13 protein-coding genes are annotated in these 15,365 nt (G+C 60.4%); 11 read left to right on the plus strand and 2 right to left on the minus strand.

Going from position 1 to position 15,365, the window contains the following annotated elements; genetic code table 11:
• The first annotated feature begins 288 nt into the window (after positions 1-288).
• The 9 genes from QD461_RS18870 (at position 289) to QD461_RS18910 (ending at position 11,691) form a co-directional block, all read left to right on the plus strand.
• Complete coding sequence (locus tag QD461_RS18870; RefSeq protein WP_414089128.1) at positions 289-1,587, plus strand: CmpA/NrtA family ABC transporter substrate-binding protein; 1,299 nt, start codon at positions 289-291, stop codon at positions 1,585-1,587.
• Positions 1,587-2,480, plus strand: coding sequence for a nitrate ABC transporter permease (ntrB, locus tag QD461_RS18875; RefSeq protein ID WP_414089129.1), 894 nt, complete (start codon positions 1,587-1,589; stop codon positions 2,478-2,480). Before QD461_RS18870 ends, ntrB begins: the two co-directional genes overlap by 1 nt.
• A gap of 10 nt (positions 2,481-2,490) precedes the next feature.
• Entirely contained in the window at positions 2,491-3,288 is a 798-nt protein-coding gene (locus tag QD461_RS18880) for an ABC transporter ATP-binding protein (protein ID WP_414089130.1), read from the plus strand.
• 4 nt (positions 3,289-3,292) lie between these two features.
• The gene (gene nirB, locus QD461_RS18885; RefSeq protein ID WP_414089131.1) at positions 3,293-5,743 is read left to right on the plus strand and encodes a nitrite reductase large subunit NirB; all 2,451 of its coding nucleotides are present in this window, start codon (positions 3,293-3,295) and stop codon (positions 5,741-5,743) included.
• A gap of 4 nt (positions 5,744-5,747) precedes the next feature.
• Positions 5,748-6,098: a nitrite reductase small subunit NirD gene (gene nirD / locus QD461_RS18890; protein WP_414089132.1), complete on the plus strand. Its 351-nt coding sequence runs from the start codon at positions 5,748-5,750 to the stop codon at positions 6,096-6,098.
• A 27-nt stretch (positions 6,099-6,125) separates the two neighbouring features.
• Entirely contained in the window at positions 6,126-8,780 is a 2,655-nt protein-coding gene (locus QD461_RS18895; RefSeq protein WP_414089133.1) for a molybdopterin-dependent oxidoreductase, read from the plus strand.
• Complete coding sequence (gene cysG, locus QD461_RS18900; RefSeq protein WP_414089134.1) at positions 8,752-10,221, plus strand: siroheme synthase CysG; 1,470 nt, start codon at positions 8,752-8,754, stop codon at positions 10,219-10,221. The genes QD461_RS18895 and cysG overlap by 29 nt, the downstream gene beginning before the upstream one ends.
• A gap of 251 nt (positions 10,222-10,472) precedes the next feature.
• Positions 10,473-10,997: a hypothetical protein gene (locus QD461_RS18905; protein ID WP_414089135.1), complete on the plus strand. Its 525-nt coding sequence runs from the start codon at positions 10,473-10,475 to the stop codon at positions 10,995-10,997.
• A gap of 34 nt (positions 10,998-11,031) precedes the next feature.
• A complete protein-coding gene (locus tag QD461_RS18910) occupies positions 11,032-11,691 on the plus strand; it encodes a hypothetical protein (RefSeq protein WP_414089136.1) in 660 nt (219 codons plus the stop codon).
• A 64-nt stretch (positions 11,692-11,755) separates the two neighbouring features.
• Here the strand turns inward: QD461_RS18910 and ftrA are convergent, their stop codons facing one another.
• On the minus strand, positions 11,756-12,793 hold the full coding sequence (gene ftrA, locus QD461_RS18915) for a transcriptional regulator FtrA (RefSeq protein ID WP_414089160.1): 1,038 nt from the start codon (positions 12,791-12,793) through the stop codon (positions 11,756-11,758).
• Positions 12,794-12,923: 130 nt separating this feature from the next.
• Between ftrA and QD461_RS18920 the strand changes: the two genes are divergently transcribed.
• Positions 12,924-13,538 (plus strand): glutathione S-transferase, encoded by a 615-nt coding sequence (locus QD461_RS18920; protein WP_414089137.1) that lies wholly within the window; start codon positions 12,924-12,926, stop codon positions 13,536-13,538.
• 50 nt (positions 13,539-13,588) lie between these two features.
• Here QD461_RS18920 and QD461_RS18925 read toward each other — a convergent pair whose 3' ends face one another.
• Positions 13,589-14,623 carry a GlxA family transcriptional regulator gene (locus QD461_RS18925; RefSeq protein WP_414089138.1) on the minus strand — a complete coding sequence of 345 codons (1,035 nt, stop codon included), beginning with the start codon at positions 14,621-14,623 and terminating at the stop codon, positions 13,589-13,591.
• Positions 14,624-14,726: 103 nt separating this feature from the next.
• Here QD461_RS18925 and QD461_RS18930 point away from each other — a divergent pair, with 103 nt between their 5' ends.
• On the plus strand, positions 14,727-15,248 hold the full coding sequence (locus QD461_RS18930) for a tautomerase family protein (RefSeq protein ID WP_414089139.1): 522 nt from the start codon (positions 14,727-14,729) through the stop codon (positions 15,246-15,248).
• The last annotated feature ends 117 nt before the right edge of the window (positions 15,249-15,365 follow it).

Below are 15,365 nucleotides of genomic sequence, written 5' to 3' on the forward strand. Positions count from 1 at the left end.
TTGCAGCATCTGCACACAAAAGCGGCGAATCTGACCAAGTTCGAAATAACTCAGTATTTTCATAGAGCTACGCGCCACCTCAAAAACTGGCACGCGGATTGCTTGGTTAAGGCTGCCTCGATCAACGGCGATCCAGGCACGCAATGCGCTGATAACGCGCTCGCAAAGACATCGACGTCGCACGGTTCATGCCCCGGGACTCCCATTCCATCCCCGGCCGCATCGATCGAGCGGCGTTTTTTTATGTCCGAAATTCTTCCGTCGTGAGCCAATAAGGGGAAACAGCACGTGAAAGAGATCCTGACCAATGGTGTTACACGCCGAAACCTTTTGAAGACGTCTGCCGCCGCGGCTCTGATCGGTGCGGTCAAAGCCGCCTTCCCTTCCGGCGCCTTTGCGGCCACGGGCGGAGCTGAAGTGACAGGCGCCAAGCTCGGCTATATCGCCCTCACCGATGCGGCACCGCTGGTTATTGCCAAGGAAAAAGGCCTCTTCGAAAAACACGGCCTGCCCGATGTCGATGTCGCCAAGCAGGCATCCTGGGGTGCGACGCGCGACAATCTCGTGCTTGGTGGGGCGGCAAACGGCATCGACGGCGCCCATATTCTCTCGCCGCTCCCCTACCTGATGCACACGGGCAAGGTAACGCAGAACAACCAGCCTGTGCCGATGGCGATCCTTGCACGCCTCAACTACGACAGCCAGGGCATTTCGGTTGCCAAGGAATATGCGGCAACTGGCGTCCAGCTTGATGCCTCCAAACTGAAGGCCGCCTTTGACGCGAAAAGAGCCGCGGGCAAGGAAATCAAGGCGGCCATGACCTTCCCCGGTGGCACGCATGATCTGTGGATGCGCTATTGGCTGGCCGCCGGCGGCATCGATCCCGACAAGGATGTCTCGACCATCGTCGTGCCGCCGCCGCAGATGGTGGCGAACATGAAGGTCGGCAACATGGACGTCTTCTGTGTCGGGGAACCGTGGAACGAACAGCTCGTCAACCAGGGCATCGGCTTTACCGCCTGTACGACAGGCGAGATCTGGAAGGGCCACCCGGAGAAAGCTCTCGGCATGCGCGCCGACTGGATCGAGAAGAACCCGAAGGCAGCCAAAGCCCTGCTGATGGCTGTGATGGAAGCCCAGCAATGGTGCGATAGCATGGACAACAAGGAGGAGATGGCGACCATTCTCGGCAAACGACAATGGTTCAACGTGCCGCCGAAGGACGTGCTTGGCCGCTTGAAAGGCGACATCAACTACGGCAACGGCCGCCTTGCCAAGGGCACAGATCTCTACATGAAGTTCTGGAAGGGTGGCGTGTCCTATCCGTTCCGCAGCCACGATGCCTGGTTCATCACCGAAAATATCCGCTGGGGCAAGTTTGCGCCCAATACCGACATCAAGGCGCTGGTCGGACAGGTAAACCGGCAGGATATCTGGCGCGATGCCGCCAAGGATCTCGGCGTTGCCGCTTCGGATATTCCCACATCAACCTCTCGCGGCAAGGAAATCTTCTTCGACGGCAAAGTCTTCGATCCGGAGAACCCCTCTGCCTATCTCGAAAGCCTCTCGATCAAGGTGGCATCATAATGTCAGCTCTCGCACGCAAACACACACCCGGCCCGACGGCGCCTGAAGCGCTCAAGGGCCAAGTCGTTACCCTCTCGGCTCGCCCTGCCCCCAGCATCGACATTCGTCAAATCGGGCTTGTCATCCTGCGTAACACCCTGCCGCCTCTTGTGGTTCTGGTGCTTCTGCTCGGCATCTGGCAACTGCTCTGCGAGCAGCCGGGCGCAAGCCTGCCGCCGCCATCACAGGTCTGGCAGGAGAGCTATGATCTCATCATCAATCCGTTTTTCAACAACGGTCCGCAGGATATCGGGCTTGCCTGGCGCGTGCTCGTCTCGCTGCAGCGCGTCGCCTATGGCTTCGGCCTTGCTGCTGTCGTTGGCGTGTTGACCGGCGCACTGATCGGGCAATCGGTCTTGGCGATGCGTGGCCTCGATCCGATCTTCCAGGTGCTGCGTACCGTGCCGCCGCTTGCGTGGCTGCCGCTCTCGCTCGCCGCCTTCCAGAATTCCAATCCTTCGGCGATCTTCGTGATCTTCATTACCTCCATCTGGCCCGTCATCATCAACACCGCGACCGGCGTTCGCAATATTCCGCAGGATTATCGCAACGTCGCCAAGGTCCTGCGTCTCAACCAGATCGAATTCTTCTTCCGCATCATGGTGCCGGCCGCCGCCCCCTATATCTTCACGGGTCTTCGCATCGGTGCAGGGCTTTCCTGGCTTGCCATCGTTGCCGCTGAGATGCTGACCGGCGGCGTCGGCATCGGCTTCTTCATCTGGGACGCGTGGAACTCCTCGCGCCTGCCCGACATCATCGTGGCGCTGGCCTATATCGGCGTCACCGGCTTTGTCCTCGACCGTTTGGTCGCCGGCCTTGGAGCCGTCGTGACCCGCGGCATGACGAGCAATTGAGGAGAACAGGATGAACGCCTATCTGAAGCTCGATCATATCGACAAGTATTTCGATCGCGGCGGCCAGCGCGCCGTGGTGCTGAAGGGCATCGAACTCCTGATCGACAAGGGAGAGTTCGTGTCGATCATCGGCCATTCGGGCTGTGGTAAATCGACCCTGCTCAATCTCATTGCCGGTCTCACCCCGGTCTCCGCCGGCGCGGTGCTCCTTGAAAACCGAGAGGTCAACGAACCCGGCCCCGAGCGCGCCGTGGTCTTCCAGAACCACAGTTTGCTGCCGTGGCTCAGCGTCTACGAAAACGTCAATCTTGCCGTCTCGAAAGTGTTTCGCGGCACGAAGTCCAAGGCCGAGCGCCATGACTGGGTGATGCGCAACCTCGACCTCGTTCAGATGGCGCATGCCAAGGACAGGCGTCCCGCGGAAATCTCCGGCGGCATGAAACAGCGCGTCGGCATCGCACGCGCACTTGCCATGCAGCCGAAGATCCTGCTGCTCGACGAACCCTTCGGCGCGCTCGATGCGCTCACCCGCGCCCACCTGCAGGACGCGGTGATGGAAATCCACACCCGCCTCGGCAGCACCATGGTGATGATCACCCATGATGTCGACGAGGCGGTGTTGCTCTCCGACCGTATCGTCATGATGACCAACGGTCCGGCCGCCCATATCGGCGATATCCTCCATGTGCCGATTGCGCGACCGCGCAATCGCATCGAGCTTGCATCGGACAAAACCTATCTCAAATGCCGCGAGGCTGTGCTGAAGTTCCTCTACGAACGCCACCGCTTCGTCGAAGCTGCGGAGTGATACCATGACCCAGAAACTCGTCATCATCGGCAACGGCATGGCGCCTGGACGCATGCTCGAGCACCTTCTCGAAAAGGCACCCGGTCTCCACCAGATCACGATCTTCAACGCCGAACCGCGCGTCAATTACGACCGCATCATGCTCTCGCCGGTGCTGTCGGGCGAGAAAGACTACGAACAGATCATCATCCATGGCGACGGATGGTACATCAAGCACGACATCACCCTCTATAAGGGTCACAGGATCGTCGCCATCGACCGGGCTGCCAAGACGGTAACGTCTGATCATGGCGTGACCGAAAGCTACGACAGACTGGTCATTGCGACGGGCTCGATACCCTTCATCATTCCGGTTCCGGGCAAGGACTTGCGCGGCGTCATCACCTATCGCGACCTCGACGACGTGCAGGCCATGCTGCTTGCCGCCCAATCGCGCGAGAATGCCGTCGTCATCGGCGGCGGCCTGCTGGGTCTGGAGGCCGCCGCCGGCCTCAATCAGCGTGGCATGGATGTGACCGTTCTGCACGTGCAGCCGACTTTGATGGAGCGTCAGCTCGATCCGGCCGCCGGCTATCTCCTTGAGCGCGCCGTCGAGGATCGCGGCATCAAAGTCATTACCAAAGCCAACACCAAGGCGATTATCGGGGATGGCAAGGTCGAAGGCATCGAGCTTGACGATGGCCGCATCATCCCCGCGACGCTGGTGGTGATGGCCGTCGGCATCCGTCCCAATATCGCCCTTGCGAAGGAAGCCGGCATCGCCGTCAACCGCGGCATCGTCGTCGATGATGGCATGCAGACCTCGGATGGCTCGATCATGGCGCTTGGCGAATGCGCCGAAGTCGGTGGACAGGTCTATGGCCTGGTGGCCCCGCTCTACGAGATGGCGCGGGTCGCGGCATCGCATCTGGCGGGTGACCGCTCAGCCGCCTTCGTGCATTCGGACACGCCAACAAAGCTCAAAGTCACCGGCATCAACCTCTTCTCGCTCGGTGATTTCGCCGATGGCGACGATCGCGAAGAAATCGTCCTGCGCGATGCGGCCGGCGGCGTTTACAAGCGACTGGTGCTCAAGGACAACCGCATTATCGGCACGGTTCTCTATGGTGAAACGGCCGACGGCGCCTGGTTCAATGACCTGAAGAAGAAGGCGACCGACATCTCGCTGATGCGCGACACCTTGATCTTCGGCCAGGCCTATCAAGGAGGGTCGCCGCTGGACCCTATGGCGGCCGTTGCAGCCTTGCCGGATGATGCGGAGATCTGCGGCTGCAACGGCATCTGCAAGGGCAAGATCACGGCGGCAATCACCGGTAAGGGATTGACCTCGCTCGATGACGTGCGTGCCCACACGAAGGCCTCGGCCTCCTGCGGCTCCTGCACCGGGCTTGTCGAACAACTCATGTCGATCACGCTGGGCGATGCCTATAATCCCAAAGCCGTGCAGCCGATGTGCACTTGCACGGAGCTTGGCCATGACGACGTGCGCCGCTTGATCAAGGCCAAGAAGCTGAAGACCATCCCAGCCGTGATGCAGGAACTTGAATGGAAAACCTCCTGTGGCTGCGCGAAGTGCCGTCCGGCACTGAATTACTATCTCGTCTGCGACTGGCCGGATGAATATGCCGACGACTACCAGTCACGCTTCATCAACGAGCGGGTGCACGCCAACATCCAGAAGGATGGCACCTATTCCGTGGTACCGCGTATGTGGGGCGGCGTGACCAGCTCCGGCGAACTGCGAGCGATCGCCGATGTCGTCGACAAGTTCGAAATCCCGATGGTGAAGGTCACCGGCGGCCAGCGCATCGATCTGCTCGGCATACACAAGGAGGACCTACCCGCCGTCTGGGCCGATCTCGGCAAGGCCGGCTTTATTTCCGGCCAGGCCTATGCCAAGGGCCTGCGCACGGTGAAGACCTGCGTCGGCTCCGACTGGTGCCGCTTCGGCACGCAGGATTCCACCGGCCTCGGCATCCGCATCGAGAAATTCATGTGGGGTTCGTGGACGCCGGCAAAGCTCAAGCTTGCCGTCTCCGGCTGTCCGCGAAATTGCGCCGAGGCGACCTGCAAGGACATCGGTGTCATCTGCGTCGACAGCGGCTTCGAAATCCATTTCGCCGGTGCCGCCGGCCTCGACATCAAGGGCACGGAAGTCTTGGGCGTGGTCAAGACCGAACACGAGGCGCTGGAGCATATCGTGGCGCTGACCCAGATGTATCGCGAGCAGGCCCGCTATCTTGAGCGCATCTACAAATGGGCGAAGCGCATCGGCCTCGAGGAGATCCGTCGCCAAATCGTGCAGGACGGCGAGAGACGCAAGGCCTACTACGAACGCTTCGTCTTCAGCCAGAGGTTTGCACAGGTCGATCCCTGGTCGGAGCGAGTCTCCGGCAAGGATAAGCACGAGTTTAAGCCGATGGCGACGATCGGTTACCCGCACGCCGCGGAGTGAGGAGATGGACATGAACTGGCCAAACGACAGCTGGCATCCGATCGGCGATATCGCAGACATTCCTCTGCGCGGAGCGCGATGCGTGAAAACCCCGCAGGGCAAGATTGCCGTGTTCCGCACGGCCGAAAACGAGGTCTTCGCTATTGAGGATCATTGCCCACACAAAGGTGGCCCTTTGAGCCAAGGCATCGTCCACGGTACGGCCGTGACCTGCCCGCTGCACAATTGGGTGATCTCGCTTAAGACCGGCAAGGCGCTCGGAGCAGACCGGGGCGAGGTGCGGACCCTTCCTATCCGCATTGAGGATGGCGCTCTGTTCATCGCGCTCGACAGCCTGATGATGGCGGCGGAGTGAGGATGAGAGAGCGTGGGAGAATAGCCCATGTCCATTGAGACCAAGACCACATGTCCCTACTGCGGCGTCGGCTGTGGCGTCATTGCAAGGTTGGATGAAGACGGCGAGGTCTCTGTCAAAGGCGACCCCGACCATCCCGCCAACTTCGGACGCCTCTGCTCGAAAGGCTCCGCGCTTGCCGAAACCATCGACCTCGACGGCCGGTTGCTCTACCCGGAAATCGACGGCCGAACGACGAGCTGGGACGAGGCTCTCGATCTCACGGCGCGGCGCTTCAGCGAGACGATTGCCGAACACGGGCCGGACTCGGTTGCGTTCTATGTCTCCGGACAATGCCTGACCGAGGACTACTACGTCGCTAATAAGCTGATGAAGGGCTTCATCGGATCGGCCAATATCGACACCAATTCGCGGCTATGCATGGCCTCCTCCGTCGCCGGCCATCGCCGCGCCTTCGGCACAGACACGGTGCCAGGTGTCTATGAGGATCTCGAACTTGCCGAGCTGATCGTGCTCGTCGGCTCGAACCTTGCATGGTGCCATCCGGTGCTCAACCAGCGGATCCAGGCGGCCAGACAAGTCAGGCCTGACATGAAAATCGTCACCATCGATCCCAGGCGCTCGGTCACCTCGGATGTCGCGGACATGCACCTGACGATCAAAAGCGATGGCGATGTCGCCCTCTTCAATGGACTGCTTGCCCATCTCGCCGGATCGCCAGCCTTCGACCGCGACTATGTATCGGCGCACACAATCGGCTTCCGTGATGCGCTGGACGCGGCCCTAACCAGAAGCATGCCAGATGTCGCGGAGGAAACGGGGCTGTCTGTCGCCGAACTCGGCGCTTTCTACCGCCTGTTTGAAACGACCGAAAGGGTGGTGACCTGCTATAGCCAGGGCGTCAACCAATCCTCTGTTGGCAGTGACAAGGTCAATGCCATCATCAACTGCCATCTCGCGACAGGACGCATCGGCGGGCCAGGCATGGGTCCGTTTTCCCTGACTGGCCAGCCGAATGCGATGGGAGGAAGAGAAGTCGGCGGCCTTGCCAACATGCTTGCAGCGCATATGGACATTGAGGACGAGGCCGCGCGTGACCGGGTGCAGCGCTTCTGGAACTCGCCAACCATCGCCGCAAAGCCTGGCCTCAAGGCCGTCGAGATGTTCGAGGCCGTGGCGGATGGGCGCATCAAGGCGCTATGGATCATGGCCACCAATCCGGTCGTTTCAATGCCGGATGCCGATCGTGTGCGCGACGCCATCCGCAATTGCCCTTTGGTCGTCGTCTCCGACATCCAAAGGAATACCGACACCGCTGCGCTCGCGCATATATTGTTGCCTGCCGCCGGCTGGGGCGAAAAGGACGGAACCGTCACCAATTCCGAGCGACGCATTTCCCGCCAGCGCCATTTTTTAGGCCTGCCCGGCCAAGCAAGGCCCGACTGGTGGCATATGGCCGAGGTTGCCAAGCGTATGGGCTTCAACGGTTTTGACTACGACGGACCGGCAGACATCTTCGCCGAGCACGCAGCCCTTTCCGGCTTCGAAAATGGTGGCACGCGCGACTTCGACATTGGCGCAAAGGCCGCTATCACGTCTGATGCCTTCGAGGCAATGTTGCCGTTCCAATGGCCGCACCGCAAAGGCGACGACGAGGGCGTCACGCGCTTCTTCGCCGGCGGCAAATTCTACACGCCGGATCGCAGGGCAAGGTTCGTTGCCGTCACATCCGCGCGCGACGATCGCACGACAAGGGATACACCTTTCACGCTCAATAGCGGCCGCATCCGCGACCAGTGGCATACGATGACGCGCACGGGCAAGGCGGCACGGCTCTCAGCCCATCTCGCCGAACCTTTCGTCGAAATCAACCCAGTGGACGCCATGAAACTCGGCATCGACAAGGCAAACCTGGTAAGGGTGGAAAATTGCTACGGTTCGGTCGTGCTGCGCGCGTTGCTCACCGAACGCCAGCCGCGTGGCAGCATCTTCGTACCGATGCATTGGAACGATGCCTATTCGGCCAATGCGCGCGTGGCGACTCTGCTGGCGCCACGCACCGACCCCATCTCCGGCCAGCCCGCCCTCAAGAACACCGGCGCCCAGGTGCGGCCCGCCGAAATGGCATATTACGGCTTTGCGGTCACCGCCTCCCGCCCGTTGAGACTTGAGGCGCCTTATTGGGCGATCGCGAAAGCGCAGGCCGGCTGGCGCGTGGAGTTCGGCTTCGACAAGGCGCCTGATCATGTGGAAACCTGGTGCCGCGAGACCTTCGGCCTGTCCGATCGCGGCGAGCATCTCGCCTATGTCGACAACTCGACGCACCAGCAACGCCACGGCTTTTTCCAAGGGGAAAAGCTGTTGCTCGCCTTCTATCTCGCGCCGGAGCCCGTCGCCGTCTCGCGAGACTGGGCTGTCGGGCAACTCGACGCGCGGCTTGAGACGGCGGCGGCGCGCTTTGCGGTGCTCGCCGGCCGGCCGGGTGCGGATCAAATCGATCCGGGTGCCACCGTCTGTTCCTGCTTCTCCGTTGGCATCAACCAGATCGCGAGCGCCGTCGCGGACGGTTGCCATTCGGTCGAGGCTATCGGCCAACACCTCAAGGCGGGAACCAATTGCGGCTCCTGCCGTATGGAAATCAGAGGGATTATCGATGATTGCCTTCGCCAAGCAGCCGAATGACAGACAGGAGCGCATCGCCCCCCTCGCCTCGCTGCCGGTGTTTTTTGACATCGCCGGAAAGGCCGTTCTGGTTGCCGGGGGTAGCGACGGTGCGGCATGGAAAGCCGAACTTTTGGCTGCAGCCGGGGCGGAAGTGCATGTCTTCTGTCGTGCCGCCGAGCTTTCAGAGGTTTTCACGGAGCGAGACGGCCAGTTCATTCATCACGATACCTGCTGGCAGTCGGTGTGTTTCAACGGCTTTGCCCTGGCGGTCGGCGATTGCCAAACCAAGGAGGAGGCACGCCATTTCCACGATCGCGCCATCGCAGCCGGAGTTCCTGTCAACGTCATCGACATCCCGCAATTCTGTCAATTCAAGTTCGGCTCGATCGTCAACCGCTCGCCCGTGGTCATAGGCATCTCGACGGACGGCGCCGCTCCCATCCTCGGCCAGGCTATCCGCCGGCGCATCGAAACGCTGCTCCCGCGGTCACTCAAGTCTTGGGCCCGATTTGCCCAGACCATCCGCTCCCATGTGACGGAGGCCCTGTCGCCGGTTCAACGACGGCGTTTCTGGGAAGGTTTCGTCGATCGCGCCTTTGGCGGCGAGGAGCCCGAGGCCGATATGGTGCTGGACCTGTTCGCGGCCGCCGGCCCTGCTCTCCGCGATGGCAGGAGTGCYGGCCGGGTGACGCTCGTGGGTGCCGGCCCGGGCGATGCCGAACTGTTGACGCTCAAAGCCGTCCGCGCCTTGCAGGCTGCCGATGTGATCCTGTTCGATGACCTTGTTTCGAGCGAGGTGCTGGAACTCGCGCGCCGCGAGGCCAAACGGATGCTGGTGGGAAAGCGTGGAGGACGCGAAAGCTGCAAGCAGGAGGATATCAACGCCACGATGCTGGCCCTCGCCAAGGCCGGCAAGCGCGTCGTTCGCCTCAAGTCGGGCGACCCGATGGTCTTCGGTCGTGCCGGCGAGGAAATCGACCATCTTCGCCGCGAAGGCATCTCCGTCGACATTGTTCCCGGCATTACGGCAGCAAGCGCCATGGCCTCCTGCCTCGGCATGTCCCTCACCCACCGCGACTACGCCCAATCCGTACGCTTCATCACCGGCCACTCCCGCCACGGCGGACTACCGGCTGATATCGACTGGGCCTGCGTTGCCGACCCCCATACGACAACCGTGTTTTACATGGGTGGCAGGACGGCGCCACTCATCGCCAGCAGGCTGATCGCCGAAGGCCTTGAACCTTCCACTCGCACGGTCATCATGGCCGACGTCAGTCGCAGCACGCAGCAGCAATGGCACGGTAGCCTCGAAAATCTTGCCGAAGGCATAGGGAAAATCGGCTACGAAAATCCCGTATTGATCGCCGTCGGCGGCGCTGTTTCAGCCCAGGCGACCGCAGTCACGCACCCCGAAAGTCTCGTCCAGGCACCAGGAAGGTTCCAATCGCATCGATAGCTTACGCGTGCGCTCTCAGGCCTTGCGACACCGCCCCTGTTTTCTTCGCGACAGCCTTGCGCACCAGCTCAGCCTGTTGGAGGCGTTTGCCTGTGCACGTTGGACCGACGATCACAGTCAAGATCGCGACCAGGATCGACATGGACATGTATCCGACTATATCGGTGACATGCGACGGCATCTGGTGATTCCGCCGCAGCATCGGCTTTTAATCTCGACGTCTTCAATATGAAGAATGGATTTTGATTCCTATGACAACCTCATCCGCGACCCGAACCTCGGACACCTCGATATATCTGAACGAAAACATGCTGCGCCAACTGGAGCAGCCCCATGAAATCTTCGTGTCCGTGCCGAAAATCCTGTTCCGGCTAGTGCTTTACATCATTGCCGGCGGTGCATTGAGCACGCTGCTGATTTCTATGGGCAAAACAAACTGGGCGATCGGTTTTGCGATCCTTTTTCTGGCCGCTGCCGCGGTTCTACTTCTGCAATTTCGCTATGTGAGGCAACCGATCATCATACTGTCGAAGGCCGGGTTACACCTGCGCACGCGGAGATTCGACAAGTTGATGGCATGGCCGACCGTGATCGAGAATGACTGGATCGACACATATCGCGTGATCAAGACGAACAGCATCATCTCTCTGCGAGGTGGCGATCCCGCGAAAAGCCATACTGTCGTCGCCACACACTTGCGCATGAAGCGCGATGAATATTTGCGGCTATGCAGTCTTTATGCGGCGGCGGCCAGCCATTCGCTACCCCATGGTTGATGAGCAGTTTTCAGCATTCCATGCGAAGCGACGATTGCCCCTTCGCTCTCTGTTCATAAGCTTGACGGGCGCAGTTGCGGCCAGCGCAATCGCCGCCTTTTGCGGACGATATGGCTTTGCCGCACTCCCAACCAGCGTCGTCATTCTCGGCGGCCTGATGTTATTGATGATGGTCGGCCAATGGTCGACGCTTGCCTATTATGCGTTCAGCCCAAAGCAGCTGACCTTTGACGAGCAGGCCGTGGTCTACGGCCGGAAGATCTATCCCTATGCCGAGATGAGCAATGTTGGATCCTATGTTGGCAAGGCTGCGACTGAAATTCTTATGTCAGATGGCAAGCAGCTCTTGCTGCGCTGGGATATTTGGCAAGCCGCCGAAATCTGGGAACGTCTATTGGAGGAGCGAACTTTGCCGCATCTCTGGCGGAAGGTACACGATGCGCTTGAGAGGGGCGAAAAGGTCGAGTTCGGTCCGGGTGCGTCTTTGGACCAGGACGTCTTGATCCTGCGCGAGGGCCGCATTGCGATCGCCACCATCAGCACGATCCGGTTCGTCAACCAATCCGATACGGGCGCCCAAAGTCGCACCCTGCACATTGCCGATGAGCATCAGGAGCTGAGCGTGGATGAAGGCCATCTGCGCAACCAGCATGTGTTGTTTGCCGTCTTGGCCGAGAAGCTATCTGCAAACTGAAGCGGTCAGGAAGGTGGGTGTCCGATGCTTGGCGCGGCTTGGGCGCCTGCATAATTACACAGTTTCATTTCCGTCGAGCCAAGGAAGGGAGACCCACCGTTGCCCCTCCTTGGCTTTGACGCTCGAATTGCCCTGCGGTTTCTCCAATATTAAACCGGCTACGGTAGCTTGTCGGCGGCAGCCCGACCACCGCGCGGAAGTGCTGGCGAAAATTGGTTGTTGTGCCAAAGCCGGAGCGGGCAGCGACGGTCTCCACGGAAAGTGTTGTCTCTTCGAGAAGTTCGCGCGCATATGCGATGCGCTCCCGTTGCAGCCATTGGCCCGGCGCCATCCCGGTCGCCTCGCTAATGTGGCGATGAATGCTGCGTATGCTCACTCGCGCTTGTCTTGCCATGCGCTCGACGGTCCACTGCTCGTCAATCCGCCCCCTGACCAAATCGAGCAGTGCCGAAAGACGTGTGCCTGATGGCGGCGGCACCGGACGCTCCAGAAATTGGGATTGCCCGCCATCGCGATGCGAGGGAACGACAAGTCGCCGCGCAACACTGTTTGCCGCTCTCGCTCCAAAATCCCTGCGCACGATATGGATGCACAGATCGAGGCCCGCGGCGCTGCCTGCCGAGGTCAGGATCGTGCCTTCGTCGACATAAAGCGCCTGTCGCTCTATCGCAATTTGCGGATAGCGAGCCGCGAGTTTGCCGAGATGGTGCCAATGCGTGGTCGCCCGTCTTCCGGACAGCAGACCGGCCTGTGCCAAAACGAAGGCCCCGCCGCAGATGGATACAATGCGGATACCTGCGGCATGCACCCGACGAAGCGCCTCCAGCAATGCTTCGGGAGCTGGATCGTCCGGCGACCGCCAGCCAGGCAGGACGATCGTATCGGCGGCATCGAGCAATTCCAGCCCGCCATCTGGTTGAAGCTGTAATCCCCCTGCACATCGGATGGGAGCAGGCTCGATCGCTGCCGTCATGCACCGATACCAATCCGGTCCCAGCTCCGGGCGGGACAGTCCGAAGACTTCGAAGGCACAGCCGAACTCGAAAGTACACAATCGATCATAGGCAAGGATGACAACGAGCGGATTTCGATCTTTTGGCATGATCCTTACGATAGTGGCAATATCGGTCACTGGCAACCGCCACCCTGCGCCGTTAGCCTCGCTCTCATGAGGCGGATTTGCGATACGCGCGAACGTCTGCGAGATCGCAATGAGACATGGAGAACGAGCAATGAAACTGATCGGAATGTTGGACTCGCCTTATGTACGACGGGTCGCCATTTCCTTGCATCTGCAGGATATTCCCTTCGAACATGTCCCGCTGTCGGTATTCTCGACCTTCGATGCGTTTTCCGCCATCAATGCCGTTGTGAAAGCTCCATCATTGGTTACGCACGACAATGTGGTGTTGATGGATTCAGGCCTCATTCTCGCACATGTTGAACGGTTGGCCGCCTCGGAGCTCAAACTGTCACCGGTTGATCTCAAGACCCACGCTCGGGCTCAGCGGATTGTTGGCCTCGCGCTCGCTGCCTGCGAGAAGACGGTTCAGATCGTCTACGAGCGCAACCTCCGCCCATCGGAGAAATGGCATCAACCCTGGCTCGATCGGATCCGTGGCCAGCTGGTGGCCGCCTATCGCCTGCTGGAAGACGAGCTTGGGCGGTCAGATCGATGGCTGTTCGGCGACCGCCCTCTCCAGGCCGACATCACCAGCGCCGTTGCCTATCGCTTTTCGCGCGAGATGCTGCCGGAGATTATCGGCCCAGACGCCTACCCCGCACTTGCCCGCCTTTCCGACCAGGCCGAAGCGACTGAGGCGTTTCAGGCATTTCCATTCTGCTAACGCTCTGATGAGCGGCGCCGCGGGCCGGCCATCGAGCGTCTTGCCAAATGTCAGCCCAGCCTGCCCGCGTCCTGATGGGCGCCGGGCCGTACCGGCACCTTGGTGAATTGGCGTCGATAATCCCTGGGCGACAGGCCCGTCTTACGCTTAAACAGATCGCGGAAGGTCCCGAAATCCGTATAGCCGACATTCTGGCTTACGGTTTCGAAATTGATGTCACTAGTCTCGAGCAGACGTTTGGCGACCTCGATGCGCAAGGTCTGCAGATAGCTGAGTGGCGGCTGCCCAACGGCCTGCAGAAAGCGCCTGTGGAGCGTGCGCTCGCTGACGGCGAGGCGGGCGGCAAGTTCCGACAGGCGAAATTCCTTGGCAAGCGCGGCCTCCATTTGCTGTTGCGCCTGCGCGACGAGGCGGTCGCCATGGTCATGCTCCAGCACAAGGTTGGCATAGGACATTTGCGAGATTCGGTTCGTATCGATCAGCATTGCCTTTGCGGTGATTGTCGCAAGCTGTGACCCTAAGAACAATTCGACGAGGCGCATCGCAAGCACCAGGAACGAGGTAACCGCTCCGCCGCAGATGATGCGATCCTGCTCGGTCAGGAACTCCTGGGCGCGAAGCATGACACGGGGATAGCGCCGCGCGAAATCGTCCGCGCGCGACCAATGCGTGGTCGCCACCCGACCGTCGAGCAGGCCGGCTTCGGCAAGCAGATAGGCACCGGTGCAATAGGAGGCGATATAGCTACCTTTCTCATGCAGGTGCCGCAGGGCACTGGAAAGTGCGGCCAACCGATCGCGGTGCATGATGAAACTGTCCAGTTCACCGACGAAAGGAGCTGTCACGATGACAGCATCTGCCGGCTTTCGGGCATCGATCCTGCCATCAACCTCAATCAGTTGACCGGAAGCGGCGCGTATCGGCAAACCGTCCAGCGATTCCACCCGCCATGTAAGCTGGACGTCCCGTGCGGCTGAACGGGCCTGTTGCTTGGCAGCGAAGTGATTGGCGGCCATGAAGACGTCGACAGGCGCCGAGACACCCGAGGCCAGGATGCCGTCATAAACCCAAATCCGAATGATCATCGAGCCTGTCCGATTTGCCGCTAAGATTGGCGATACTGCCACTTCTGCCACGACAATGAAAGAGCAATATGGGCCATCGAAACGATCCAAGGAGACGACTGCAATGCCAATGATCGATGTGTTCATCCCGGAAGATGCGCTTAGCGCTGATAGCGAAGCATCGTTGATGCGCGAGCTCACCGACATACTGATAGCGCATGAGGGGCTCGATCCAAGCAATGAGCGAGTGCGAGATGTAAGCTGGATATTCGTGCACAGGCCGGCCGTCGTCTATCGGGCCGGCAAACCCGCACCTGCCCCGATCTATCGCATAGTGCCGACTGTCCCCGAAGGGCAATATACCGGCGAGGCCAGAGCCAGTCTGGTCAAGGAGGTAACCGCGGCAGTCGCCCGCGCCGAAGGCACATCGAGCGACGAGATCGCCCCGCGCGTCTGGGTATTCCCGACGGAGATCAGGGATGGCAGCTGGGGAGCCCGCGGCGGCATACGGCATTTGCCCGAGATCATGGAATCATTCGGCGGAGAGGCACTGAAAGCGATCGGAAAGCAGCGCCTGCAAAACAAGCGGCGAAGCGACGCCGTTGAAATTCTCGAGGCCGCTGTGCAATCCCTGCGCCTGGGCTGATCCTGCCAAGCTCATAAAGGGTACAGGGCAGCCGAGTACTGTTCGAGCGGCAACCGAAGTAACGCACGTCGGAGGGCGTGCAGCCTTGCCAAAGAGGTGACCTCGCAAACGACGAAA

It is taken from the genome of Rhizobium sp. BR 314 (genome assembly GCF_047445805.1).
Taxonomy (GTDB): domain Bacteria; phylum Pseudomonadota; class Alphaproteobacteria; order Rhizobiales; family Rhizobiaceae; genus Rhizobium; species Rhizobium lusitanum_B.

Coding starts and splice junctions, on each gene's coding strand:
- ntrB (WP_414089129.1), top strand. CDS start 1,587: ATGTCAGCTCTCGCACGCAAACACACACCCGGCCCGACGGCGCCTGAA.
- QD461_RS18880 (WP_414089130.1), top strand. CDS start 2,491: ATGAACGCCTATCTGAAGCTCGATCATATCGACAAGTATTTCGATCGC.
- nirB (WP_414089131.1), top strand. CDS start 3,293: ATGACCCAGAAACTCGTCATCATCGGCAACGGCATGGCGCCTGGACGC.
- nirD (WP_414089132.1), top strand. CDS start 5,748: ATGGACATGAACTGGCCAAACGACAGCTGGCATCCGATCGGCGATATC.
- QD461_RS18895 (WP_414089133.1), top strand. CDS start 6,126: ATGTCCATTGAGACCAAGACCACATGTCCCTACTGCGGCGTCGGCTGT.
- QD461_RS18905 (WP_414089135.1), top strand. CDS start 10,473: ATGACAACCTCATCCGCGACCCGAACCTCGGACACCTCGATATATCTG.
- ftrA (WP_414089160.1), bottom strand. CDS start 12,793: ATGCCAAAAGATCGAAATCCGCTCGTTGTCATCCTTGCCTATGATCGA.
- QD461_RS18920 (WP_414089137.1), top strand. CDS start 12,924: ATGAAACTGATCGGAATGTTGGACTCGCCTTATGTACGACGGGTCGCC.
- QD461_RS18925 (WP_414089138.1), bottom strand. CDS start 14,623: ATGATCATTCGGATTTGGGTTTATGACGGCATCCTGGCCTCGGGTGTC.
- QD461_RS18930 (WP_414089139.1), top strand. CDS start 14,727: ATGCCAATGATCGATGTGTTCATCCCGGAAGATGCGCTTAGCGCTGAT.